Consider the following 23,086-nt stretch of genomic DNA (forward strand, 5'->3'; position numbering starts at 1 on the left):
CGGAGCTTTTCACGCTTCTGCGACATTCCCTCCGCCGCTGGCATTGCACTTTTCTGAGCGCTACACTTCGCTCGGAGTTCGCATAAAGACCCGCAATTCGCGGCTCTTTATGCTGGGGCTTCCACGGCCTCCAGGCCGAGTTCGACGGGATCGGGGACCGTCGTCGCTAAAATATCGAGATAGTTTCGCCGTTTCGTGGGCGATTCTTGGCCGAGCTTTTCGACTTTCTGAGAAACCGTCTCCTTGAGGCGTTCAGCGCTAGGTTTCAGGCTTTCTTCAGCAACCTTAATCCGCGCGTCGATAGCTGCTACGTCCGCTGTCGCCTCCGCTTCGTTTCCAGATCCGCCACTCGACGCCGCTTTAGCGCGTTTCGGTTTCGGCAGGCTGGCTTTGCGATTCACGGTGCGAGTTGCGGGCTCCTTTGTTGCCGCTTTCGCTGTCGCAGCGACAGTCGGCATCGCCTCAGCTGGTGATGACATTCTCTTTTCGGGATCAGCCATCCTGGCAGTCGGGGCCCCGACTTCTTCGGCGGGCTGGCCTGTCCGGTTGTAATCGTCAGTCAAAGCCGGAACCGGCTGAACCGGGAGGTATTCGATCGGCGGTACATCCGGCATGTGCGTCTGCGAAAACGCCTCTGCGGACTTGAATGGCTGTGTCTCGAAAAATCGCAGCTTGTCGCCGAAGATCGGGCGCTGGCCTTCAACAAGCAATACCATCTTTCTCTCCGGCATCTGCCGGATTTCCTGTGGCATCATCAGGTCACGCTCCCGAATCTGTTCGACCTTCGTGCGCCTTGGCAGGCCGAAGAGCTCGATCGTGCGGGATTCCGACTGGTAGCGGATGGTCCGCTTGCCGAGCGCACGGGATGCATAGTCGGCGGTCGCCTGATCATTCGCGCCCAGAATGAGCTGATAACCACAATTGCCGAGCAGAGAGTGCCGGGAGGTTTCGCCGTAAATCTCGTCGAGATTCTTCAAGTCCTGGATGATGATGGCGAGCTTGATGTTATACCCTGCCACATAGGGCAGCTTGGTCATGATTTCGTCCATCTTCTTCAACTGCCGAAATTCGTCGAGCAGGAAGTAGACCGGCAGTGAGTTCGGATCGTGCTCGAGGGTAAGAATGTCCATTGTCTGTTGCACGAACAGCGTCAGGAGCGGCTTGAGCAGCGTGATATCCGTGATGTTGGGCGCGAGGTAGACGGAGATCGGTCGACGCTTCATCGCACGGAGATCCATGTCGGTGACGTTCGTCGCGCCGACCTGTTGAAACCATGAGACGCCCAGGTTCCGCGTTTGTTCAAAGAGCATGCAAGCGATGAAAATCGGCGCGGTTCCAATGAGCACCCACATCATCACCTTGGCGAGCAGCAAAATTGCGAGGGCAACGGCGATGAAGACGGCGACGCACAACATGATCAGGAAGCCGACCATTGAAGGCAGAACCGAGAAATACCCTGACTGTTCGGCAAATGCCGAAGCCGCTTCATTGGCTGTTTTCCAGATCATCGACAGGCCATTCGTCGGCTCGGTGATGCCTGTCCCGGTCGCCGTGAGGATGGCCCGCCCGACGTCTTCGGGGGTATTGTTGAGCCAGGAGTAAAAGAACGTGTTGAAATGGCTCCACTGGCTCACCAGTGTCAGGATCAGCAGCATGCGAACGACGCGACCGATGATTTCGCTGACACTGACGCGAGCAGTTCCCATAAAGAGCTGCAGGCCGTAATAGCCGACATAGGCCAGGAACATGACATTGAGCAGTGGAACAATTTCGCCGCCGACAATTTCGTAGGCTCGTTCGGAAAAGTTCGCCCCTATCTGCTCTATCCTGTCCAGCAGTTCGCCCAAGAAATCCTGCATTGCCGCCGAGCGTCCCTATTCCACTTCCATCGCCTCGATCGCCGCGAAGGCCGCAGATGCGTCGCCATTGACATGCATCATCGGTCCGCACTCGAGACGGGGGACTCGGAGCAGCCTCAACGCGCCCAACTCGGGCTTGCGCGTCGCAGGAGCGCCGCCGATTAACAGTCTCGGCTTTGGTCGCCTGGCGGCCTGGATGAGAACAGATGCACCCAAGCGCCGGGCCGTCTGTAGTGGAGACGTTGGCTGGCTGCCCGTACTGGCGGGGTGAGGACAACTGGAGGTGCCGGGGACGTCCGCTTTCCACCCAAAGCGGTATTCCCTTTCGGGTACCAAGCGTCAGATTTTCAATAAGCCCATGGAAAATAGTGTCCACCAAGCCCGCTGGTTACTCGCTCCGGTCTTCGCAGTTTCGATCACATTCCTGGCGATTGGAATAATAGTTAGCTAGGGATCGTAGCGACCGGACGTGACGATTTCACGTAATCGAAACGAGATCTGCGCAGCTAAGTGCCTTCCTGCGCTGATAAAGGACCACTCGCCATTCCTCGATTTGGCGGGTGGTCCACACAACTGATGACTGTAGATGCCGTGACCGAACATCAGCGAGATCCTCGCCCCGAGGAGGCCGAGCGTAGCGGCTCGTGCCCTGGCTGCTCACGCCAGATGACCTGTCGAAGGTCGCGAGAGCCAACCAACTGGCCACACGAGGAGCATTCATAGAAATGCCCGCGCTCGTCCTTATCCGGGCCGTGTCCGTGCCGGGAAGCGGGGGTCCTAGGCCGGATAGCTTCGTCATTGCCGGTCAACTTCGCCTCCGAAAGGTTCCTCCACTCGCTGACCGTAAGCGCGAACGATCCAGTTCGCCTTGGCTAGCACGGCCTCTCGCATCTGCTGTCGCAGATCATCATCGCGACCTCGAGAGCGAGGAGTGACTGCCAGCCGAGGAAAATCTGCGGCATGCTCGAGCATGCCTATGTTGTCGATTAGCAGTCCCGGCGCGGCATCTCCGACCTAATGGAGCCATGCGCCATCGGCGGTTTTGGCGTCGAAAGTGACGGGCACGCTGTGAATTACGCACGCTGCCGCCAATATCTCCTCCAACTCGTGATCGGTCGCCTTGCAAGCCGGCATGAGTTTCCGGAGATCGCAGATTGCCTGTCCGATCGATAGGTATCGGGCCCTGCCTCTGGAGAGAACGTAGACTTCGGCAACTGTTTCAACGGTGATTGTGGGAAAAGAGTGAGTCATCGAGAATTACTCCTGAAAGACCTCACCACACGATTTGCGGCCAACATTCGGCCTTAGGCTCAGGCTCGCCGCCCATCTCGGCAATTGCGGTAGCCATTCATTCAGATTTGCTTTTGGAAAAGGCCGGCGGCTCGGTCCATGGCACGGGCGATCGCGAGCTTGGCCGCGACCTTGGCGTTCTCCTTTTGGGTCATGTTGTCGGCGGCGACCAGCCGGCGTAGCGAGCGAATGATCTCTCCCCGCGTCCAGCCGGCCTCCAGCATGCAATCGACGCTTGCCCGAAAACCTGGTTCCATCGCCCCCTGACAATCGATCTCGCGATCGGGGTATTCGTCGGCTCGCTTCGGCGGGTTTGTCATCCAGTGCCACTTTGTCCAGCTTGCGATTGTGATCCCGCAGGCCGTGCCGGCACAGTCGGCAATCCAGTCGAGTACATCCGGACCGCGCCCTATCAGTTGCGCCCTGAACAACTTCAATCGCCAGGCCCGAAAATGCGAGGAGAACAATCAGCTTTGCGTTGTGTCCCGTCCAGCCAAGACTTCCCAAGGCCGCCAAAACAGCGAATGCGGCAGCGTGGATGAGCTTGCCATGATGCGTGAAGGTCACGCCCAAATTCTGCAGGAGCCACCCCGGAAAAACGGCGAGCAGGAGAACTCCGGCCAACGCAGGTAGGAAAGCAACCCTTGCCAGGATCGGATATGAGCCTGCGCGCAACAATATAGGTCAGCCCTTCATCCGAAGTCTGCAGAGGCGACCGCCAGCACGAAGCTGGTCCAGAGCTATGGCAGATTGTCAATTTCCAGCGGATCGGCGCATCGGCCGAACAGACGAAGGCTTTTGAAGCTGCCTCCAAAGGAGGCAGCGATGCTATTCCCTTGCGATCGGGGTCCTTACCGGCCGGCTAGGAGCTCTGGTCAGAGGAAGCCCTCCCGTCGCACGGTGCTTGGCAAAGAATCGGCGGCAGGGTCCAAAATCAGATGCGCCGCAAACGCAGCGCTCGTTGCCGCCAGGAACATTTCGCCACTACGGTGGTTGGGTAATTATTGTAGAACCTACCGTTTCTCCCCTATGGGGATTTAGGGGTCTTATGTATAGGTGCTGAAAAGCCGTCTCTTCTACCCCGATCTTCCGATCGCGGGCAAATATGTAAGAGGGCGTTGGCGTACCGCGAAACTGGCTGAGCTCATCAAGACCTGGCCGCGGCGCCCTGGATCCGAAGTTGAGAGCCGGATCTGGTGGCAGCCAACCCCCGACGAGTTGCGCGTGGCAAGAAAGGTGGCCGGCAGTAGGGAGCGGAAGCGGCCAAGCTCAGCCGACTAGCCGAGTGTCAGATGCTGCATCTTCCGGCCGGATGCCCGACTTCATGGAGTTAGCGCCATTAGGCTCGCCGTTATTGCAGCACTTGGCCTGGCTTATCGCCATATCAAACCAGCCTTACCGTCACGGTCTCTCGGCGACCCTTGTCCAAAGGCAGGCTGATAATGGTGACGAGGCACGCAGTCGGTTTCGTTTAGTCAGCTTCAGGGTCCGTCGGCGGCTTTTCAAACTCGATCCATGCTGGCACATGATCGCTTGGCTTCTCCCACCCCCGCAACTCGACGTCCACCCCAGCGCCGCGCAGGTGCGGGGCCAACGAGGGACTTACGAGCAGATGGTCCATTCGCAGGCCAGAACTCCTGTCGTAGCCGCCTCGGTAAGAGAAAGTCCAATAGGTGTAGACACCTTTCTCCGGATGGATGCGCCGAACCGCATCGATCCATCCATCGTCAAGCATCTCGGCATAGGCCTTCCGGCTCTCCGGGAAGTAAACCGCATCGCCAAGCCATCGTCGCGGCACCACAGCGTCGATTGGGGTTGGAACGAAATTGTAGTCTCCGCACAGCACCGTCGGCGCTCCCTCTTCGAGCAGGACTCGGCCGTAGCCGATCAGGCGGTCGAACCAGCGCAGCTTGTAGTCGAACTTGGGACCAGGCGCTGGATTCCCATTGGGGAGGTAGAGGCAGCCGACGACGAGCCGGCCCACGTCGGCCTCGATATAGCGGCTGTGAGTATCGTCGGGATCGCCCGGTAGGCCGCGCCGGCGTTCGATCGGGTCCGTCCCCCGAGATAGAATTGCCACACCGTTGTAGGATTTCTGGCCATGCCAGATCGCGCCGTACCCCGCTTCGCGGATGGCCTCGGCCGGAAACTTCTCGTCGGATGTTTTCAGTTCCTGAAGGCAGACGATGTCGTAGTTGGTAGCCGTGAGCCATGTGAGGAGCACGGGCAGTCGAACATTGACGCCGTTCACATTGAAGGTGGCGATGCGAACCATCTGCCCGTGCGGCCATGGCTCACTTCTTTCCGAGCTTGTCCTTGACCTTCTTGCGACTGTTGCCGACCGATTTCACGGCCGACTTGACGTCGGCCTTGCTGGCGCCAGTCTTGCCCGCCTCGTACTTCACTTCGTGATCCTGCCCACCAGCGACCTTCGCGCGATCCTGGCTGCGCCCGCGAGTTGTTTGAGTAGTGGCCATTTCTTTCCTCCAAGGGTTGCTTTCCAATTCCCCAACAACGCAGCCGGACTGGTCCGGTTCAATTCATAGGCGCACTGTGGAACTGAAACCCAGACCAGAGTATTGAATCGCACTATGTATTCGGGTTCCGCATGTCGGCCGTAGAGGCCGCCCCCAGCAAGAAGCGCACACGGCGCAGGGACTCGGAATCTACCCCCAGATACCCCCTTCCCCGGTTTCGTCCGTTCCAACTCTGCACGCTGACCGACGACATACCGGTCGGTGGCAATTGGCTGTTCGAAATGAAGTTCGACGGCTATCGCACACAGGTCGCCATCTCGGGATCAGAGGTCGTCGTCTACACCCGCAATGGCCACGACTGGACCCGCCAGTTCAGGGTGATCCTGCCCCCACTTCAGGCGCTCACCGGCGGTGCGGCGCTGATTGACGGCGAGATAGTGGCCATCGACAGCAAGGGCCGCACCAACTTCTCCATGCTGAAATCCGGAATCGCCGCGGGCATGCCGCTCAAGTTCTACGCCTTTGATCTGCTGGAATTGAACGGCGAGGATCTGTCCGGCCGGCCCCTGCTCGAGCGCAAGAAACGGCTTACGGAACTTCTGGGCGAGAGGGACCTAGACGACAGCCTACAGTACTCCAGCCACATCGCGGACAATGGCAAGAAGGTGTTCGACACCATGTGCGCGGGCGGCCATGAGGGCATTATCGCGAAGCGCGCCGACAGTCGCTATGTCGGCGACCGCACCGCGAGCTGGCTCAAGATCAAGTGCACGAAACGACAGGAATTTGTCGTCGGCGGCTACCGCACAAGCGACACTGGCCGCGGCATGGCCTCGCTGATCCTTGGGACGTATGAGAATGGCAAACTGATTTACCGCGGCCGCGTCGGCACCGGGTTCACCGAGGCGATGCGCAAATCCATTCTCGCGCAGTTGGGGAAGCGGCCTCTGGACAAAACCGCCTTCGCCTCCGTGCCCCGTGACATTGCGCGCCGCGCCCGCTGGGTCAAGCCCGAACTCGTTGCCGAGGTCACCTATTCCGAGGTAACACCGGACGGCAGTCTGCGTCACCCGAGCTTCGAAGGCATGCGCGAAGACAAGCGTGCCGACCAGGTGGTGATGGAAACGCCCTCGACTGTCGCGACCACCGCCACGGCTAATCTGGATCCCAATATGGGCAAGGAGATAGCCCGCGCGGTCGGCGTGAACCTGACCCGTCCCGACAAGGTCATGTATCCAGGCACAGAGGTGACAAAGGCGACTCTCGCCGCCTATTACGCGGCGGTCGCCGAGAAGATGCTGCCGCATATCCAGGATCGGCCGCTATCGCTGGTGCGCGACACGAACGGCGATCTGCAGCAGACCTTTTTTCAGAAGCACAAACTGCCAGGGATGCCCAGGGCCATCCATGACGGTCAGCTTGAGAAGATGTCCGGCAAGGAAAGCCGCATCCTCTGGGTCGACGACTCCGCTGGGCTGATCGCCGGCGTCCAGATGAACGTGCTCGAGTTCCACGTCTGGGGAAGCCTGCGCCAGCAGCCAAGCCTGCCGCACCGTATTATCTTCGACATCGATCCCGATGAGGGCCTGGGCTTTGGTGACGTCAAGCAGGCCGCGCTCGACATCCGCGGCGTTCTGGAGGCACTCGGTCTTCAATCCTGGCCGCTGCTGTCCGGGGGCAAGGGCGTGCATGTGGTCGTTCCACTCGTTCCCAAGGCCGACTGGGAAGCGGTCAAGAGCTTCTGCCAGGACTTCGCTGAGCTGCTGGCCCACACCGACCCCTCCCGCTTCGTCGCAAACATGAGCAAGGCGAGGCGCAAGGGCCGCATGTTCCTCGACTATCTGCGCAACGGCCAGGGCGCGACTGCAATCTGTCCCTGGTCGACCCGGGCTCGATCTGGTGCCAAGTGTGCCGTACCCGTGACCTGGGATGAGTTGCCCACCTTCAAAAGTGCGAGCGCATTTGACGTTTTCGCCGCTGCTGCGCAGGCTCAGCAGCCCGACGCCTGGGAAGGCTATTTCGACGTCGAACAGACGCTGACAGCCCGCATCCGAAAAGCAGTCCGATAGCGGCAGCCATTCCTGGTCTAACAACCGACCTTGTGTGAGGACGCGCTCGCTGATGCTCAGCTGAGTTCTTGGGCGAGTCCAATCAAAAGCCCTTCAGGCCCGCGGATGTAGCAGAGCCGATACACGTCCTTGTACTGGACGACTTCGCCGACGAGCTGCGCCCCGCGATTGCGGAGCCTTTCAAGCGTCTCGTCGATGTCGTCCACGGCGAACATGACGCGGAGGTAGCCTAGAGCGTTGACCGGGGCGTTGCGGTGATCCGCGACGGCACGCGGTCTGAGGAAGCGGGAGAGCTCGACCCGGCTGTGGCCGCCCGGCGTGCGCATCATGGCGACCTCGACCTGCTGATCGCCCAGTCCAGTGACACGTCCGGCCCATTCTCCTTCGATCGTGCCGCGCCCTTCGAGCTCAAGGCCGAGCTCGTGAAAGAAGTCAATCGTCTCCTCAAGGTCCTCGACGACGATCCCTACATTGTCCATCCGTTTGACCGCCATGTGTCCAATCTCCAAGGTTTCGTCTAGATTGTCAAAGACATCTGCCGGTTTGGTTCAGCGAGGGTTACGCTCAAATTCAAAAGCGTCACCCAAAGCAGCATGCCGGCGACGGCCGCGAGTTCGGCTTTCGCCCCCGACGGCGCCGACGACTGTGCGGCTCCGTGTGATCTGCTGAAAATCGGCGAACTTGACCTTGAGCGTCACGGTCCGGCCCTGGATCGATCGCTCCTCGCAATAGCGCCAGACCTTGCCGACCAATGGCGCGAGTTCCTTGCGAGCACCTTCGAGGTCAAACAAATCGCTCACGAAGGTGTCCTCGGCTCTCACGGATTTGCGTTCGCGGTCGGCCCGCACCGGACGTTCGTCGACGCCGCGGGCCATTAATAGTACCGGCCCGCCTTCCCGAACTTCTTCCTCGAGAAACGCCAGGCTCTGCGCAACGCAAGCGCGGCTGTTGCATCGCCGTAGCGTCAACCCGCTGAAGTCCTGCGGTGCTTTCTCAGCCGAGTGATCGCCGATTTGTCGACCGTAATCACCCCGCCGCAGTCAATCCGCACAGTGAGTTTGTTCGCTCCGCGATCAATGCGAGTGACGTCCCCAACAAGATCCACTCGGTCTCCGGCCCGGGCTTTGGGCGGCGGATCAATCGTATAGGGATGGTCATATGATGGAATGCTCACTCTGGCGCGGCCGCTATGGAGAATCGTGATGACGGTACTTGCCAGCGCAACCTCATCGCCGATCTCAAATTCCCGAGGCATGTTAACGTGCAGCATGGTCTTCCTCCCACTGCTTCCAAATTAATGCCTGGCAACCAGGTTGGTTGCTTGCAATCCGCTTCGTACGGTTCCGCACAATTCCAAGCTTGAATGTGCCCTCCCACTGGCCCGGGATCGAAGTTGTGTGCGTCAAGTTAGGCCGTATAATTTGCAAGAATCCGGGACCGGACCGCACTTGCGGCGTCCTTTTTGCCCGTGCGGGCAGGTTGTGCGGCTCGCCGGTGGAGAAGGTTGGATTTCAGGTCCTCTCCCTCTACCACCTTCAAATTCGAAACAATTCTCTGCCGAATTGCTGTGCCGAAGCCCAGCAACTGCGCGGTGTACAGCGGAAAGCTTGGGAGTGCGGGAGGCGCGTTCTCTGCCAATATGCTCTCCGAATGCCCCAAAAAAATCCCCAGCTTTTGACGCGGGCAATTTCAATAGCTTAGCGGCGGGCCATTTGTGGCGAGTTTGTGTGTCGGTCGGTTCTCCAACCAATACTTGCAACTACGCTCTCTATCCCGAGGTCCGCTTTGCGGCAGAAGCGACCACCGAATGTGTTTTCGAACGACCGAAATAGGGCCGGCAGCAGACTGGCAGCTTTACGGTGCGAATCCTCAAAAAGCTGACATTCAGGTCGGCGTGGGCATCGTCGTGACCTGACCCAAAGGCGACCCTGAAGACCGAGTTCCTTCCCAAGGCCGACCTTCGTCTTATCGCGACACGGGCGACGAGCATTGAAGTGCTGCCGGGTTGGTGAAAGGAGCCAACGTTGTGCAGGAACTGTCCCTTCGGCCTGGCGACTTAGATGAGATTCTCACGGCTAGCTGCCAACGGCGGCATAGACAACGGCGGTGACAGTCCTGCGGAGCTTCTTGAGGCAGATTGTGCCCGACGCCGCCCGCAATATTGCGGTGCTCATACCTGCCGGAGACCATTTTGTCGGCGATCGACGGGCCCTGACCGCGCCGCGACGCGCGCGAAACCAGCACTCAAATGGGTCCGGACAGCTTGCCATCGCGATAGGATGGCTATTGCCGCTCGCTGAAGGAGATCGGGTAGGCTGCGCCGCGCACGTCGATCATGGGGTCGACCACTTCAATGCCGTCAGGCACGTTATTCGGAAGGAACAGCAGGTCTTTGCTCAATCCTTCCTGATCCGCCGCCATGCCGGTAATCGTCAGCGTACCCAGCTTGACGAGTTGACGATCCTCCGGCCATGGAGTCGATGGGTCATCGGCCTTGTCGTCCGGCTGCGCGATCTGCGCAAACCAGCTAAACACAACTGGAGCTTTGGCGACACGCTCTGCGATTTCATCGATCAGGTAGTTTGGTCCCTTCGATGCCGCCTCAGCCGCATCGAGATACTTTTCTCCCGCCTCCGGAACAAACCGATAGCGAACTGTCGTCTTCTTGCCAGAAGCGTCGACGAAGCCGAACGCGTTGACACCGAAATAGGTGGTCGTCGCGAAGCTCTCGGGTGGCGGGTTCTGCTTTGTCAGGAAGGGCACGGCTTCGGGATGGCTCTGCAAGTATTTCTCGATTGGCGTAGGCTTTGCCGCTCCGGATCCGCTTGCCGCCGCAGCCTTGAGGAATTGGCCGAAGTCTGCTGCCGTCGCAGCGGGAAAGCCATTGAAGCTATGCGTGACCACGTCCATGACAGAACCGTCGCCCATCACGAACTTGATCGCGAGCCCGTGAGGACTTGCATTGGGATCGCTATCGGGGATGTCCGGTATCCCTGTCGTGTTCGAAAGGCGGACAGTTGCTTGAAGCTTGCCGGCAAATGCGGCGGCCTTGCTGAGCTGGCGCGCCTCGTCGGTCGGTTCGAAGTTTGCCTCGAGTACAACGCCTTTGGCGTGCACGGCGCGAGCGTGATGCTCGCCGAAGATGGCGTGAATGGATTTCACCAATTCGGCCGGGTCCACGTCCTGTGCAGCGCTTCTGTCACCAAGGCCGAAAGAGCCGAGGACGATTGCGCCGAGCGCACAAGCTCCGACAAACCTCACCTTGACCATGAACGGCACTCCCCTCGTTGCCGTCCCAGACTACGATCTCCGTTCGGGCCTGTCACGATCATGAGGCGAAAGTTCCGAACCCTGTCGGGCGCCAGCTATCTCGGCGCATAGGGCGAGAGCTTCGTACTATGGATTAGCTCGCGGTATTAGGTTGCTGTTTGACACATGTACGAAGTGAGGACAAGAGTAGCGTTCTGCGGACTGGGGCTAGGCTGCGATAGGTTACGCGCAGCCCCGAGGAGGAGGCTGCCATGCCCGGCATGCATTGTGTTCAGGTGAAGAACGCAAACGGACCATTCGAGTTGGTCGAACGTGACATCCCCGAGCCAGCTGCGGGACAGGTCCTGATCAAGGTCCAGGCATGCGGGGTGTGTCATAGCGATGTGTTCACAAAAGTGGGGGCTTTCCCAGGCATTGCCTATCCCCGCGTACCCGGCCACGAGGTTGTGGGGGTGATCGACAAGGTCGGTGAACGTGTGCCGGATTGGAAGCCGGGACAGCGGGTCGGCGTGGGCTGGCACGGCGGTCATTGCGGCCATTGCCCCTCCTGCCGCCGCGGCGATTTCATCACCTGCGTGAATGGACAGATCCCCGGTATCAGCTATGACGGCGGCTACGCCGAATACATGGTAGCGCCGTTCGAGGCCCTGGCTGCCATCCCAGACGAGCTAGAGGCAGCCGAGGCCGCGCCGCTGCTCTGCGCCGGCATCACGACCTACAACGCATTGCGCAACAGCGGAATCCGTGCCGGCGATACAGTCGCAGTGCTTGGCATCGGCGGACTGGGCCATCTCGCTGTTCAGTTCGCGGCCAAGATGGGTTGTCGCACGATCGCGATCGCGCGTGGTGCCGACAAGGGGCCGCTGGCGCGTGAGCTTGGCGCGCATCTCTATCTCGACAGCACGACCCACGATGTTGCCGGGGAACTGAACAAGCTGGGTGGAGCTCGTTTGATCCTGTCCACGGTCACCAATTCGCAGGCGATGAGCGCCGTGCTTGGTGGACTGGCTGTTGATGGCAAGATGATCGTCGTTGGCGCTTCACCCGATCCGATCGAAGTCTCGCCTTTACTGTTGATCGGTGGCCGTCGAGGGATCCATGGCTGGCCCTCCGGAACCTCGATTGATTCTGAGGATACCTTGGCCTTTAGCGCCCTCGCCAACATTCGGCCGATGATCGAAACCATGCCACTCGAGCGGGCAGCTGAAGCGTATGAGCGGATGATGAGCGGCGCGGCGCGGTTCCGGATGGTGATCACGACCGGACTTTAGCACGGCCGGGACTCGGCCGCGGCGTGACTTCCAGCGCCGTCCTCTCTAACCTGGGGGTCAAGTATGCGGTCCGATATTGTCTCAGGCTCTAGCTTCCCGACTACGAGCTCTCCAACCACACCGCCAAGCGGCGAAAGCTTTCTGAACTTCAGGGACCGGATCCAACGGTCCTCGTCCTCGGCAGGGGCGGCTATTGCTGCCCGGCAGCTTAGGGCCGTTGGCGGACTTGCGGCTTAGAGGCTCGGAATGTCAGAAGCGGACCTTCAGTCGGGCTGCGTGCATCGACGTGAACTGACCCAAGGCAGTCATTTCGCATGTCCACGAGGATAGCCTGTTATTGAATAGGAAAGCGGGACATTAATGTCCTCAGCTTGGCTTGGGCTTTCCGATCAACACGCCGCGAGTCTCTGTCGGTAAGGGCATGCCGCATGCCTGGATGCCGCAAGGCACGGGCACGCCGTTCCCTGACTCATGGGCGACTTGTCGCGTGCCTTGAAGCTTCGTGATATGTTAGCTGCCAAGGCGCGCAAACAGCCAGTGCAAACGAGCCAGTCATGTGCGCGTCGGAGGGCATACCGATGGCCCGACGGCTAATCACGGCATTGACCCTATTGGCGCTCGGCGCGGTGTCTCCAGCACAAGCTGATGACTGGAGTGACTGCGGTAGCCGCAACGATGCGGACTTGGTGATCCAGGCTTGCACCAGAATTGTTGCGATGACCGGCGCGAATGCAGACCGGGTCGCCCCAGCCTTTCTCTACCGCGGCAATGCTTATCTAGACAAGGGTGACCTAGATAAGGCCATTGCTGACTACGACAAGGCAATCGAGCTGAAGCCGCACTCTGCCGAAGCCTTCTATAACCGTGGAGATGTCTATCTACGAAAAAGAGATTTCAACCGCGCACTCGCTAACCTCGACAAGGCCATCGCGTTGAAGCCGGACTTTGTTGAAGCCTTCTATGTTCGGGGCTCTGCCTATCGAGAAATGGGTGAACCAGACAAGGCGATGGCCGACTGCAACAAGGCCATCGAGTTGAAGCCGCAGTTCGCCCAAGCCTTCTACTGCCGTGCCAACACGTATCTAGACAGGGGTGACCTGAACAAGGCCGTTGCAGACTACGACAAGGCCATCGCGTTGAAGCCCGACTATGCTGGAGCATTCATCAATCGCGGCTCGGCCTTTCTGCTCAGGGGTTACCTGAGTAAGGCCATAGCGGATTTCGACAAGGGCATCGCGTTGAAGCCACAGTTTCCCGAGCCCTTTGACATCTACTATTGGCGTGGCAATGCTTATCTAGCCAAGGGTGAGCTGAACAAGGCCATAGCCGATTTCGACAGGGCCATCGAGCTGAAGCCGCACTTTGCTGAAGCATTCAATGACCGCGGGGTTGCCTATCAAGCCAAGGGCGAAAAAGCAAAGGCCAAAGCCGACTATGACCGGGCGATCCAACTCAAACCGGGCTTTGCTGCAGCCCTCACGAACCGCGCCAACCTTCCGCCCCGCTAGGGCTTGCCTTCGATTTCTTAGGCGGAAGGTCTGCATCGGGTTGGGGATGCGACGTTCGCATTTGCCGTCCGCGAAGGCCCGGAAATGACGCGACTACGATGTCCAGGGTGGTCGCCGGCAACGTCTGCTTACGGGAAGTGGCAATGCTTGCCTCAACGGCCGACATCGGGCGCAAAGCAGCCATGCCGCCGTCGCGTGTGAGACTCTGCTTCGGGTCACAAGCAGAACAGCAGCGCCCTACGGCTCGTCCCTCTCGCAGACGATTAAACGCAAACCCATGCAGTAGCCCGCGCCACGTTCAGGGGAGCTGCCGGGAGACGACCCAAATCAACCGTTAACTGTTCAGACAAGCAGTGCGACGCCGATAGCATAAAGAACCAGAACAACCGCCACCGCGACCCAAAAGCCTGGATCTGCCAAAGCGGCCATTTCGATGAGAAGTTGCTCCATGCCGGCGAAACGTGCACCCGCGCCTGGTGATCCGTGTAGGCAATCTCTCGATCGCGCAGGCGATCCGCGCCATTCGAACACTCATGCCGGCTTGCAAGGCCACCAACCACGAGTTGGAGGAGATACGACCGGGTCCCGGAACCTTCAGTTCGAGACCCGGAAGAATTGATCGAAACAGCCTCTCACAGGTCAGGAGGCGGACGACAAAGTCTACTCTCGGTCCGCTCCCTGAGCGGTGATGTCGATCCTGTCTGGAATGCTGCAAAGGGCCGTCGATAGAAGGGCACTACGACGAAAGCTCTAAGCGTCCTAGGCTTGGTGGATCAGATATTGGATGGGAGCGCAGCCGACGCGTACGTGATTGGCTACTTCGGCGATCGGAGTTTGCAGGCCGCGCGGAAGTCGCCCCTGTCGCGCACGCGCAGGCCGGCCGCCAACTTTAACGGTCTCGAGGAACTCGATTTATCTCATGCTGGACAGGTATTGGCGCTGCCGCGCCTATGGACCGTGCTTCCTTGCCTACTCTTTGGGCGACAGCAAATTGCGCGCGGCATAGAGTTCTGCCGTGAAATCGGTAATCAGAGCCGAGTTGATGCCGTCTGGCGGTCGCAGGATCAGCGCTCGGAAATGGACCGCCGGCTCGAATGGTATTGCGATAATGCCAGCGATCATGCGATCGGCGATAACGGACGGATTAACCAGGCCGATTCCCATGCCTTTTGCAGCAAGAATAGCGATCGTTAGGCCGTAGGGGGTCTCGATCAGGATGCGCGGGCGCACGCCATGCGCGGCGAAGACCTTGTCCATCGCAACCCGCACCGTGTCCTCCGGTGACAATGCCAGGAACGCCTCGTCAGCGAGATCGGTTGGCGTGATCACCGCTTTCTCCGCCAGCCGATGGTTCTTCGGCATCACGCAAACCGCGCGCGGCGTGTTGAAGACGCTGTGGAGCACACCGCTCGTGTCCACCTCGTCAGCGGCGAGCCCGATGTCGAAACTGCCTGACGCCACGAGATCGCGCACCACATTGGAGGTGCGCACCTGATAACTGATGCGCACCTGCGGATGCTTGCGCGAAAAGGCCACGATGGCGCGCGGCACCAGCCCGTGCCCCAGTGCCGACAGGCTGGCGACACGGATCGTCCCCGTACCCACTTCTTTGATCTGGGCCGCGCGCAGCTTCAGCCGGTCGAGACCGACCAGATTAGCCTTCACTTCTGCATGGAAAAGTTCGCCTTCGCGCGTGGGTACCAGCCTGCCGCGGATGCGGTCGAACAACTTGAAGCCGAGTTCGGCCTCCAACTTCGCGAGCGAGCGGCTGATCGCTGGCTGCGAGGTGTCGAGCAGCGTTGCGGCAGCGCCAGCGCCGCGCGTGATCATGATTGCGTTGAAGACATCGACGTCGTGCAGGTTCATGGATAAGCCATATCAAAAACGGATGAACTTTATCGTTGCGGTCATAGATAGCAATGGGCGAGATGGCTATGGTTTGCCTATGACCCAGCGCGACGACACCTGCCATGTCCATCCTCCCAAGCGTTCGCAAGAGCCGTTCCAGTCGCTGGCGATGCCTGTCGAGCGTGCGTCGACCGTCGTCTTCGACAATCTGGAATCCTTCGAACGTCGCGTCGAGCGTCTGTATGACGGCTTCAGCTACGGGCTCTACGGCACGCCGACCAGCCGTCAGTTGGAAGATCATATCGCCATGCTGGAGCACGCGACGCGCGCGCTTGTCGTCCCGTCAGGCATGGCCGCCATCGTGTTGGCGACCATGGCCACCTGCCGCGGCGGCGACCGGGCGCTGATGCCTGAAACACTTTACGGTCCGGCGCGCGACATGATGGCCCGTTTTCTGGGGCCGCTCGGCATCCACGCCGTTTCCTATGATCCCCGGCTCGACGCTGGAATAGCTGCGCTGCTTGACGACAAGACACAGCTGGTGTGGGTGGAATCGCCGGGCTCGTCCACCTTGGAGGTGCAGGACGTGCCGGCCATCGTGGCAGTAGCTCACAACGCAGGCGCATTGGTGGCGGCGGACAATACCTGGGCCTCGCACCTGCTGTTCAAGCCGCTCGACCACAACGTCGACATCTCTATGCAGGCGCTTTCCAAACATGCCGGCGGCCATGGCGATCTGCTAATGGGTTCGCTCGCCGTGCGTGATGAGGCTCTGTTCCGGCGCCTCAAGGATACGGCGCGATTTCTCGGCTACGGTGTTTCGCCAGAGGACTGCGCGCTATGCGAGCGCGGCTTGATGACCATGCCGGTGCGCATGCGACACGCCGACGCCACGGCCCGCAGCATCATGGAGTGGCTGTCGGGGCGGACCGAAATCGCCCAACTCCTGCACCCGAGCCTACCGGACCATCCCGGCCACGCCGTCTGGAAACGTGACTTCGCCGGTTCGGCGGGTGTGTTTTCTTTCGTGCTGCGGCCGGAACTGGCCTCGCTCCAATCCAAAGTTCTCGGTCGCATGCGCCTGTTCAGGCTCGGCGCGAGCTGGGGTGGTGTGCATTCGTTGATCGCGGTCAGCGATCCGCGAAGAGACCGGACTAGCCCCGATTGGCTGAAGCCTGGTCCAGTTTGGCGCCTATCGATCGGCCTCGAGGCACTGGACGACCTGCTGGCCGATCTTTCGCAGGCCTTCGACCTTTTTGCCGAAGCCCGGCAGAACGGAGCTGCCTTGGCCGATGCCAAGGCCGCCGAATGACACCAAACTCAACAACAAGGGGAATAACGATGAAAACCAGAAGTTTGAAATGGATCACCGGTATCGCGATCGGACTAGTGGGTCTGGCCGCCGGCGTCGGCGAGGTGTCGGCGCAGGCCGTCGTCAACAAGATCAAGGAGCGCGGTTATGTGAGCTGCGGCGCCAGCCAAGGCGTGCCAGGTCTCTCGCGCCCGGACGAGAAAGGCTATTATCGCGGCTTCGATTCCGACATCTGCCGCGCGTTCGCGGTCGCTATCCTCGGCGACAAGGATAAGATCCGCTATGTGCCCCTCAATGCCGGCCAACGTTTCCCGGCACTGCAGACGGGCGAGATCGACATTCTGTCGCGCACATCCACCATCACGTTTACACGGGACACGGTTGTCCGTTTCGTCTGGATCAACCTCTACGACACGGACGGTATGCTGGTGCGCAAGGCCGACAACATCACTGAGCCGAAACTGCTCGACGGCAAGACCGTCTGCCTGCAGGGCGGCGGCTCCCTGACCGAAAAGGCCATTGAGGAAACCGAGGAGGAATTCGGGATTTCCATGAAGAAGGTCTACTATGACTCGACCATTCAGGCGCGTGACGCGTTCTTCGGCGGCCGTTGCGACTCCTACGTAACCGACGGCACCGCCGCGGCCGGCCAGCGTGCCTCGGTGGCCAAAAATCCGGACGATTACGACATCCTCAAGGTCGGCCACGCCGCCGAACCCAACGGTGTCGCTGTCGCGCGCGGCGACGACCAGCTCTTCGACGTGGTGCGCTGGACGATGAACGCCTTGTTCTGGGCTGAAGCCAACGGCATCACCGCTCAGAACATCGATGAAAATCTCGCTGCGGGCAATTCGGAGATCAAACGGGTGCTTGGCGAAGAGCCCGGCTTTGGCGCACCGCTCGGGCTGGACGACAAATGGGCTTACAACGTGATTAAGCAGATGGGCAACTATGCCGAAATCTGGGACCGAAACCTGGGCAAGAACAGCCCGCTCAAGGTCGAACGCGGCATGAACGCGCTGTGGAAAGACGGCGGTCTCAACTATCCCTTCCCATGGGATTGAGCCTTGGTCGGGCGCGCCGAGCGCGCGCCCATCTCTTCAACTGATGAACCGAGGCCGGTATGCTAAGCGAAGCCAAGACCAGATCGATCATCATTCAAGGCGTGTTGGTGACGGCCGTCATCGCTTTCGCTGCGCTGCTAGTCTCCACCACCTTCGCCAATCTAAGGGCGCGCGGTATCCCGATTGGCTTCGATTTCCTCGCGATGCCGTCCAGGATCATCATTTCCGAGGCCATCCTCACCTATAAATCGCGCGATCCCTACTATTGGGCGATCGTTGTCGGGCTGGCCAACACGGTCTTCATTTCCGCTCTTGTCATCATCTTCTCCTCCGTCCTTGGCCTCGTCGTTGGCATCACCCGGCTGAGCAGCAATCCCTTGGCAGCGGGTACCTGCCGGGTCTGGGTTGAAATAGCCCGCAACTCACCGCCGATCGTCCTTTTGATTTTCCTCTATTCGTTGTGGTGGAAGGTGCTGCCGCCGGTCGGCGAAGCACTGAATCCGCTGCCCGGTGTCTACGCATCCATGCGCGGCTTTGTCGTGCCTGCCATCAGCATCGACATCGGCATGACAGGCGCACTGATCATCCTGTTCGCCCTGACGCTCGCCGCGCTCAGCTACGGTCTCGCCCGGAGTGGTCGCTTGCCGCCCTTGGTTGTGCCGGCGATCCTGGCTGCCGGCGTCGTGGGACTGTGGCTCGCCGATATTCGCTTCGCCGTCGACTTCCCGGTCTTCACGGGTTCGAACTTCCGGGGCGGCGGTGAACTGACGCCCGAGCTCAGCACCATCCTCATCGGCCTCACGATCTACACCACCGGTTTCGTGGCCGAGATCGTACGCGGCGGTGTTCTGTCGGTCGGCCGCGGCCAGTGGGACGCCGGCCATTCGCTCGGCCTGTCGCGTGGCAAGATCCTGCGGCTGGTCGTCATCCCGCAGATGCTGCGGGTGATCGTCCCGCCGCTCAACAGCCAGTACATCAATGTCGTCAAGAATTCGACGCTGGCGATCGCCGTCGGCTACCCGGACTTCCTCGCGGTGATGAACACCATCATCAGCAAGTCCAGCCATTCGATCGAAGGCGTCTTCATCATCCTCGGCGCCTATCTCGCCCTCAATCTTACCCTGTCGAGCGCGGCCAACTGGTACAACCGCCGCATCGCCATCGTGGAGCGGTGACCATGGCCATGTCTCTTCCCATGTCCTCCGAGGCAACGCCGGACCATTTCCGGTTCGCCGGCCTGCGGCGCCTCGCCAAGCTGTTGTTCGGCACACCGCTCAACGCCGCGCTCACGCTGCTGTTTGGCGCGCTGCTCTTCGTCACCGTGCCGCCCATGCTGCGCTGGCTGGTGATCGATGCGGTGCTCTTCGACCCCGACCCGAATGCCTGCCGAGCAGCCACTGGCGCCTGCTGGAGTTTCATTTATGCCAAATCCGGCCAACTTCTGTTCGGCATCTATCCGTTCGACGAACGCTGGCGCCCAGCCATTGTTTGCCTGCTCATTCTGGCGCTGCTCGGCTGGTCGGTGCGTCCGGCGAGCTGGACGTCACGACTGCTGGCGCTCTGGGTGGCCGCGTTCGCTTTGATCTTCTGGCTGATGGGCGGAGGCTTCGGACTGGCCGAAGTGCCGACTTCATCCTGGGGCGGCCTGCCGGTGACACTGATCTTGACCGTCGTCGCCATCGGCATCGCCTTTCCGGTCGGCATCCTGCTCGCGCTGGCAAGGCGCTCGACGCTGCCGTCCGTCCGGGTCGGCGCGGTGGTGCTGATCGAATCCGTGCGTGGACTGCCATTGCTGTCCATCCTGTTCGTCGCGTCGATCATGATGCCGCTGTTCTTGCCCGAGGCGCTGCTGCCAGACAAATTCGTGCGCGCGCTTGTCGCGCTCACCATTTTCGCGGCTGCCTATCTCGCCGAAGTGATCCGCGGCGGCCTCCAGGCCATCCCGAACGGGCAGTATGAGGCAGCAGCGTCGCTCGGCCTGCCGTTTTGGCGCACACAACGTCTCGTCATCCTGCCGCAAGCCATCCGGGTGGTGATCCCTGCGCTCGCCAACACCATCATCGTTATGATCAAGAATACGAGCCTCGTCCTGGTCATCGGGCTGTTCGACCTGATCAGTTCAGGCAAGGCTGCACTGGCCGACCCCGAATGGCCGTCGCCGGCCGCCGAGACCTTTCTCTTCCTTGGCGCGATCTTCTTTGCGCTGTCCTTCTCCTTCGCCCGCTTCGCCGATTTCCTGGAGCGGCGGGGCCCGGCCGCTCACTAGGAATGCTGCAATGTCGACTTCCGTATCTGCCATCCGGCACGTTCCATCCCTGCCCATGACAAACGATCCCACCGCCGTCGAGATGGTCGGGGTGAACAAGTGGTACGGGGCCTTCCACGTCTTGAAAAATATAAATCTCACCATCCAGCGCGGTGAAAAACTGGTGATCTGCGGACCGTCTGGTTCAGGCAAATCGACCATGATCCGCTGCATCAACAGACTGGAAGAGCACCAGCAGGGCCGCATCGTCGTGGACGGTATTGAACTGACCGGCGACCTGAACAAGATCGATGAAATCCGCCGCGATGTCGGCATGGTGTTCCAGCACTTCAATCTGTTCCCGCACCTGACCATTTTGGAAAACCTGACGCTGGCGCCGATCTGGGTGCGCAATATGCGCCGCAAGGAAGCCGAGCAGGTCGCCATGCACTATCTCGATCGCGTGAACATCCCGGATCAGGCGAACAAATATCCCGGGCAGCTTTCAGGCGGCCAGCAGCAGCGGGTGGCCATCGCGCGCTCGCTTTGCATGAGCCCGAAGATCATGCTGTTCGACGAGCCCACCTCGGCGCTCGACCCTGAAATGGTCAAGGAAGTGCTCGACACCATGGTTTCGCTGGCCGAAGAGGGCATGACCATGTTGTGTGTTAGCCACGAGATGGGCTTCGCCCGACAGGTGGCCGACCGTGTCGTCTTCACGGACCAGGGTGAAATCGTCGAGATCAACACACCGGCCGAGTTCTTCTTGAGCCCGCACCACGAGCGCAGCAAGCTATTTCTGGCCCAGATCCTGCATTAGTTAACTCCTACGCAATTCCTCGTGCGTATGGTCAGCATGGAGCGCGTGGCGTGAGGCAATGTGATGACGACCCCACGTTCACCTGTGGCTGGCGCATAAAGGCCGCAACCCGGCCAGAGTGACCGCAACGAGCCGGCGGACCGCTGCTTTGGATGGCAGGCTGCTGGCCGCTGCGAGAGCGTGGAGGCAAAAGATTGCAAGCTCGCCGGGCGCGACATCATCCCGGAAGCCGCCGGTCTTTGCACCCTCAGCGAGCAGGTCCCGGATCAAATCGCTGAGCTGCTGCTGTGCCTGGGCGACGTGCTCGCCTCGATGCAGGCGCGCCGCGAGTTCGGTGCTGTGGTGCTCGTGAGAAATGAACGCGTAGGCCTCGAGCACAGCTTTGAGCTTCTCGCCAGCGGTGCCAGCCTCATCCCGGATGGCAATCAGATGTTCGAGGTGGCCGGCGACCTGACGTTCATGCCAGGCGACGAGGATCGCTTCAACGTCCGGGAAGTACTTGTACAGTGTCGCACGACCGATTCCCGTCTCCTCGGCGATCTGTGACATCGTCACCGACAGCAGTCCATGCTTGGCCACCAGCGCCGCGGCGGCATCCAGGGTCGCATCGCGCACCGCCCGACGGTGCGCATCGATGGTTTCGTTCCATAGCTTCGGCATCACCCCAACATACCTGACGTGGCAACTTTGTCGAGATAAGAGACATCGTGACTTGATATAGACATTGCGTCTCGATAAAATCGAGCGCCATTAAATGTCGATACAGACGATAGAGGAACGGACATGGCCGACCTGCCCCCCTACCCCGGCGCACCGCGCTGGGTGAAAGTGTCGGGGATCGTCGCGATCATTCTGGTCCTGCTGGTTGTCGCTGTGGTTTTCACCGGTATCGGCGGGCCCCACGGTCCCGGCCGGCACGTGCCGTCCTCCGGCGTTACAGAGACCGGCGTGCAACAACGATGATCATGGCACCCGGCGTTCGCAAGTTAGCCCTCACCGCGCATGTCACGTCCTCTGTCGGCACGCTCGGCGCAGTCGCAGGCTTCCTGGCTCTCGCCGTCGCCGGCCTGGCAGCCAAGGATTCGCAGATGGTGCGCGCAGCCTATCTCGCGATGGAGTTGACCGCCTGGTACGTCATCCTCCCGTTGGTCATCGCCTCATTGGTCACCGGGCTTGTCCAGTCGCTCGGCACCACATGGGGCCTGTTCCGGCACTATTGGGTCCTGGCTAAACTTCTGCTGAACGTCCTTGTCACCATCGTCCTGCTGCTTCAGATGGACGGGATCAGCTACGTGGCAGGCGTTGCGGCAGAGACCACAATGTCCAGTACCGATCTCCTCGGGCTGAGGCGCTCAATCCGGACACATGCAGCCGGTGGCCTGCTCGTGTTGCTCGTGCCTGTGGCGCTGTCGCTCTACAAGCCACGCGGCATGACCAGGTACGGGTGGCGCAAGCCGCACGAGAGGTCCACGGCAGCACCGCAGCCATAGACGCAGCTGCTCCGCCAATCAGGCCGGCGCCGCGTTCGACCGAAAAGGTCGTCGGATGCTCAAGCGGAACATCCTCACTGCGTCAGCTCGCTACCGGAACAGAAAATCGATTCGAATATCGATGCAAGAGATGATAGTCTTCTCCTCAGTCCTCGGGAGGACGAAATGCGCGCCATTGCATTTGTTGCCGGCGTGTTGGTGGCTACGTCCTTGACGGCGGCGGAGCAACTGATCTTCTACACTGCTCATTTTCCTGATGCGACGTCGGTCCAGCTTAGCGTCGTGAACGATACTGTCTTTCATGAGAAAGAGTATGACTTTGAGGTGGCTATCGGTCTGGTCGAGACCGACGCGAAAGGTGCGATCAAATATCTGGATCGCGGAAGCCACCATGCACGGATACGGTGCGCGGCACCGGCCTATGTCAGCATTGGCACGCGCAAGTACCCGGTAGGTGCTGCCCTGCGCGACCCGCAACGCAGGGATTGGAAGCAAGATCTCTGGACAGCGTTCTGCGCTGTACCTTCGTCGTGAAACCTGCGATGCGTCAGTGCCTGCCAGCG

At 60.3% G+C, this 23,086-nt stretch carries 21 protein-coding genes and 1 pseudogene; 12 read left to right on the forward strand and 10 right to left on the reverse strand.

All coding sequences use genetic code 11. The features are described from left to right. Nucleotides 1-107 precede the first annotated feature (107 nt). The 4 genes from AC0L3L_RS16530 to AC0L3L_RS16545 all read right to left on the reverse strand — a co-directional run bounded on the left by AC0L3L_RS16530 (nt 108) and on the right by AC0L3L_RS16545 (nt 5,626). Complete coding sequence (locus AC0L3L_RS16530; RefSeq protein ID WP_473638352.1) at nt 108-1,847, reverse strand: type IV secretory system conjugative DNA transfer family protein; 1,740 nt, start codon at nt 1,845-1,847, stop codon at nt 108-110. Nucleotides 1,848-3,211: 1,364 nt separating this feature from the next. After that, the gene (locus AC0L3L_RS16535; RefSeq protein ID WP_473638353.1) at nt 3,212-3,580 is read right to left on the reverse strand and encodes a hypothetical protein; all 369 of its coding nucleotides are present in this window, start codon (nt 3,578-3,580) and stop codon (nt 3,212-3,214) included. A 1,040-nt stretch (nt 3,581-4,620) separates the two neighbouring features. Then, nucleotides 4,621-5,424 carry an exodeoxyribonuclease III gene (gene xth, locus AC0L3L_RS16540; RefSeq protein WP_473638354.1) on the reverse strand — a complete coding sequence of 268 codons (804 nt, stop codon included), beginning with the start codon at nt 5,422-5,424 and terminating at the stop codon, nt 4,621-4,623. Between the two features lie 19 nt (nt 5,425-5,443). Beyond that, entirely contained in the window at nt 5,444-5,626 is a 183-nt protein-coding gene (locus AC0L3L_RS16545; protein ID WP_473638355.1) for a DUF3606 domain-containing protein, read from the reverse strand. 131 nt (nt 5,627-5,757) lie between these two features. Between AC0L3L_RS16545 and ligD the strand changes: the two genes are divergently transcribed. Continuing rightward, on the forward strand, nt 5,758-7,695 hold the full coding sequence (gene ligD, locus AC0L3L_RS16550) for a DNA ligase D (RefSeq protein ID WP_473638356.1): 1,938 nt from the start codon (nt 5,758-5,760) through the stop codon (nt 7,693-7,695). Between the two features lie 56 nt (nt 7,696-7,751). Here ligD and AC0L3L_RS16555 read toward each other — a convergent pair whose 3' ends face one another. The 4 genes from AC0L3L_RS16555 to AC0L3L_RS16570 all read right to left on the reverse strand — a co-directional run bounded on the left by AC0L3L_RS16555 (nt 7,752) and on the right by AC0L3L_RS16570 (nt 10,875). After that, nucleotides 7,752-8,189, reverse strand: a complete 438-nt coding sequence (locus AC0L3L_RS16555) for a VOC family protein (protein WP_473638357.1) — start codon at nt 8,187-8,189, stop codon at nt 7,752-7,754. Nucleotides 8,190-8,243: 54 nt separating this feature from the next. Beyond that, complete coding sequence (locus AC0L3L_RS16560) at nt 8,244-8,570, reverse strand: DinB/UmuC family translesion DNA polymerase (protein ID WP_473638358.1); 327 nt, start codon at nt 8,568-8,570, stop codon at nt 8,244-8,246. Nucleotides 8,571-8,659: 89 nt separating this feature from the next. Further along, the gene (locus AC0L3L_RS16565; RefSeq protein WP_473638359.1) at nt 8,660-8,965 is read right to left on the reverse strand and encodes a hypothetical protein; all 306 of its coding nucleotides are present in this window, start codon (nt 8,963-8,965) and stop codon (nt 8,660-8,662) included. Nucleotides 8,966-9,978: 1,013 nt separating this feature from the next. Further along, a complete protein-coding gene (locus AC0L3L_RS16570; protein ID WP_473638360.1) occupies nt 9,979-10,875 on the reverse strand; it encodes a catalase family peroxidase in 897 nt (298 codons plus the stop codon). A 341-nt stretch (nt 10,876-11,216) separates the two neighbouring features. Between AC0L3L_RS16570 and AC0L3L_RS16575 the strand changes: the two genes are divergently transcribed. The 3 genes and pseudogenes from AC0L3L_RS16575 (at nt 11,217) to AC0L3L_RS16585 (ending at nt 13,744) form a co-directional block, all read left to right on the forward strand. Further along, entirely contained in the window at nt 11,217-12,236 is a 1,020-nt protein-coding gene (locus AC0L3L_RS16575; protein ID WP_473638361.1) for an alcohol dehydrogenase, read from the forward strand. Nucleotides 12,237-12,299: 63 nt separating this feature from the next. Further along, nucleotides 12,300-12,433: pseudogene (locus AC0L3L_RS16580) on the forward strand (AhpC/TSA family protein); the annotation flags it as partial. 381 nt (nt 12,434-12,814) lie between these two features. Beyond that, a complete protein-coding gene (locus AC0L3L_RS16585) occupies nt 12,815-13,744 on the forward strand; it encodes a tetratricopeptide repeat protein (protein WP_473638362.1) in 930 nt (309 codons plus the stop codon). 969 nt (nt 13,745-14,713) lie between these two features. On the opposite strand, the gene AC0L3L_RS16590 is transcribed toward AC0L3L_RS16585, so the two are convergent. Next, on the reverse strand, nt 14,714-15,610 hold the full coding sequence (locus AC0L3L_RS16590) for a LysR family transcriptional regulator (RefSeq protein WP_473638363.1): 897 nt from the start codon (nt 15,608-15,610) through the stop codon (nt 14,714-14,716). 79 nt (nt 15,611-15,689) lie between these two features. Here AC0L3L_RS16590 and AC0L3L_RS16595 point away from each other — a divergent pair, with 79 nt between their 5' ends. From AC0L3L_RS16595 to AC0L3L_RS16615, 5 genes are read left to right on the forward strand one after another with little or no spacing between them, the layout of a single operon-like run. After that, nucleotides 15,690-16,904, forward strand: a complete 1,215-nt coding sequence (locus AC0L3L_RS16595; RefSeq protein WP_473638364.1) for a trans-sulfuration enzyme family protein — start codon at nt 15,690-15,692, stop codon at nt 16,902-16,904. A gap of 29 nt (nt 16,905-16,933) precedes the next feature. Further along, nucleotides 16,934-17,968, forward strand: coding sequence for a transporter substrate-binding domain-containing protein (locus AC0L3L_RS16600; protein ID WP_473638365.1), 1,035 nt, complete (start codon nt 16,934-16,936; stop codon nt 17,966-17,968). A gap of 59 nt (nt 17,969-18,027) precedes the next feature. Continuing rightward, complete coding sequence (locus tag AC0L3L_RS16605) at nt 18,028-19,143, forward strand: amino acid ABC transporter permease (protein WP_473638366.1); 1,116 nt, start codon at nt 18,028-18,030, stop codon at nt 19,141-19,143. 2 nt (nt 19,144-19,145) lie between these two features. Then, complete coding sequence (locus tag AC0L3L_RS16610) at nt 19,146-20,234, forward strand: amino acid ABC transporter permease (protein WP_473638367.1); 1,089 nt, start codon at nt 19,146-19,148, stop codon at nt 20,232-20,234. Nucleotides 20,235-20,289: 55 nt separating this feature from the next. Then, on the forward strand, nt 20,290-21,033 hold the full coding sequence (locus tag AC0L3L_RS16615; protein WP_473638481.1) for an amino acid ABC transporter ATP-binding protein: 744 nt from the start codon (nt 20,290-20,292) through the stop codon (nt 21,031-21,033). A gap of 78 nt (nt 21,034-21,111) precedes the next feature. On the opposite strand, the gene AC0L3L_RS16620 is transcribed toward AC0L3L_RS16615, so the two are convergent. After that, complete coding sequence (locus AC0L3L_RS16620) at nt 21,112-21,693, reverse strand: TetR/AcrR family transcriptional regulator (protein ID WP_473638368.1); 582 nt, start codon at nt 21,691-21,693, stop codon at nt 21,112-21,114. 123 nt (nt 21,694-21,816) lie between these two features. On the opposite strand from AC0L3L_RS16620, the gene AC0L3L_RS16625 reads away from it, so the two are divergent. From AC0L3L_RS16625 to AC0L3L_RS16635, 3 genes are all read left to right on the forward strand, one after another. Then, nucleotides 21,817-21,996, forward strand: a complete 180-nt coding sequence (locus tag AC0L3L_RS16625; RefSeq protein WP_473638369.1) for a hypothetical protein — start codon at nt 21,817-21,819, stop codon at nt 21,994-21,996. Continuing rightward, a complete protein-coding gene (locus AC0L3L_RS16630) occupies nt 21,993-22,523 on the forward strand; it encodes a hypothetical protein (RefSeq protein WP_473638370.1) in 531 nt (176 codons plus the stop codon). Before AC0L3L_RS16625 ends, AC0L3L_RS16630 begins: the two co-directional genes overlap by 4 nt. Nucleotides 22,524-22,688: 165 nt before the next feature. After that, entirely contained in the window at nt 22,689-23,057 is a 369-nt protein-coding gene (locus AC0L3L_RS16635; protein WP_473638371.1) for a hypothetical protein, read from the forward strand. Nucleotides 23,058-23,086: the final 29 nt, after the last annotated feature.

It is taken from the genome of Mesorhizobium sp. WSM4849 (assembly GCF_055811385.1).

Coding starts and splice junctions, on each gene's coding strand:
- AC0L3L_RS16600 (WP_473638365.1), top strand. CDS start 16,934: ATGAAAACCAGAAGTTTGAAATGGATCACCGGTATCGCGATCGGACTA.
- AC0L3L_RS16610 (WP_473638367.1), top strand. CDS start 19,146: ATGGCCATGTCTCTTCCCATGTCCTCCGAGGCAACGCCGGACCATTTC.
- AC0L3L_RS16585 (WP_473638362.1), top strand. CDS start 12,815: ATGGCCCGACGGCTAATCACGGCATTGACCCTATTGGCGCTCGGCGCG.
- AC0L3L_RS16555 (WP_473638357.1), bottom strand. CDS start 8,189: ATGGCGGTCAAACGGATGGACAATGTAGGGATCGTCGTCGAGGACCTT.
- AC0L3L_RS16625 (WP_473638369.1), top strand. CDS start 21,817: ATGGCCGACCTGCCCCCCTACCCCGGCGCACCGCGCTGGGTGAAAGTG.
- AC0L3L_RS16615 (WP_473638481.1), top strand. CDS start 20,290: ATGACAAACGATCCCACCGCCGTCGAGATGGTCGGGGTGAACAAGTGG.
- AC0L3L_RS16620 (WP_473638368.1), bottom strand. CDS start 21,693: ATGCCGAAGCTATGGAACGAAACCATCGATGCGCACCGTCGGGCGGTG.
- AC0L3L_RS16560 (WP_473638358.1), bottom strand. CDS start 8,570: ATGGCCCGCGGCGTCGACGAACGTCCGGTGCGGGCCGACCGCGAACGC.
- AC0L3L_RS16635 (WP_473638371.1), top strand. CDS start 22,689: ATGCGCGCCATTGCATTTGTTGCCGGCGTGTTGGTGGCTACGTCCTTG.
- ligD (WP_473638356.1), top strand. CDS start 5,758: ATGTCGGCCGTAGAGGCCGCCCCCAGCAAGAAGCGCACACGGCGCAGG.
- AC0L3L_RS16545 (WP_473638355.1), bottom strand. CDS start 5,626: ATGGCCACTACTCAAACAACTCGCGGGCGCAGCCAGGATCGCGCGAAG.
- xth (WP_473638354.1), bottom strand. CDS start 5,424: ATGGTTCGCATCGCCACCTTCAATGTGAACGGCGTCAATGTTCGACTG.
- AC0L3L_RS16605 (WP_473638366.1), top strand. CDS start 18,028: ATGCTAAGCGAAGCCAAGACCAGATCGATCATCATTCAAGGCGTGTTG.
- AC0L3L_RS16630 (WP_473638370.1), top strand. CDS start 21,993: ATGATCATGGCACCCGGCGTTCGCAAGTTAGCCCTCACCGCGCATGTC.
- AC0L3L_RS16565 (WP_473638359.1), bottom strand. CDS start 8,965: ATGCTGCACGTTAACATGCCTCGGGAATTTGAGATCGGCGATGAGGTT.
- AC0L3L_RS16590 (WP_473638363.1), bottom strand. CDS start 15,610: ATGAACCTGCACGACGTCGATGTCTTCAACGCAATCATGATCACGCGC.
- AC0L3L_RS16575 (WP_473638361.1), top strand. CDS start 11,217: ATGCCCGGCATGCATTGTGTTCAGGTGAAGAACGCAAACGGACCATTC.
- AC0L3L_RS16595 (WP_473638364.1), top strand. CDS start 15,690: ATGACCCAGCGCGACGACACCTGCCATGTCCATCCTCCCAAGCGTTCG.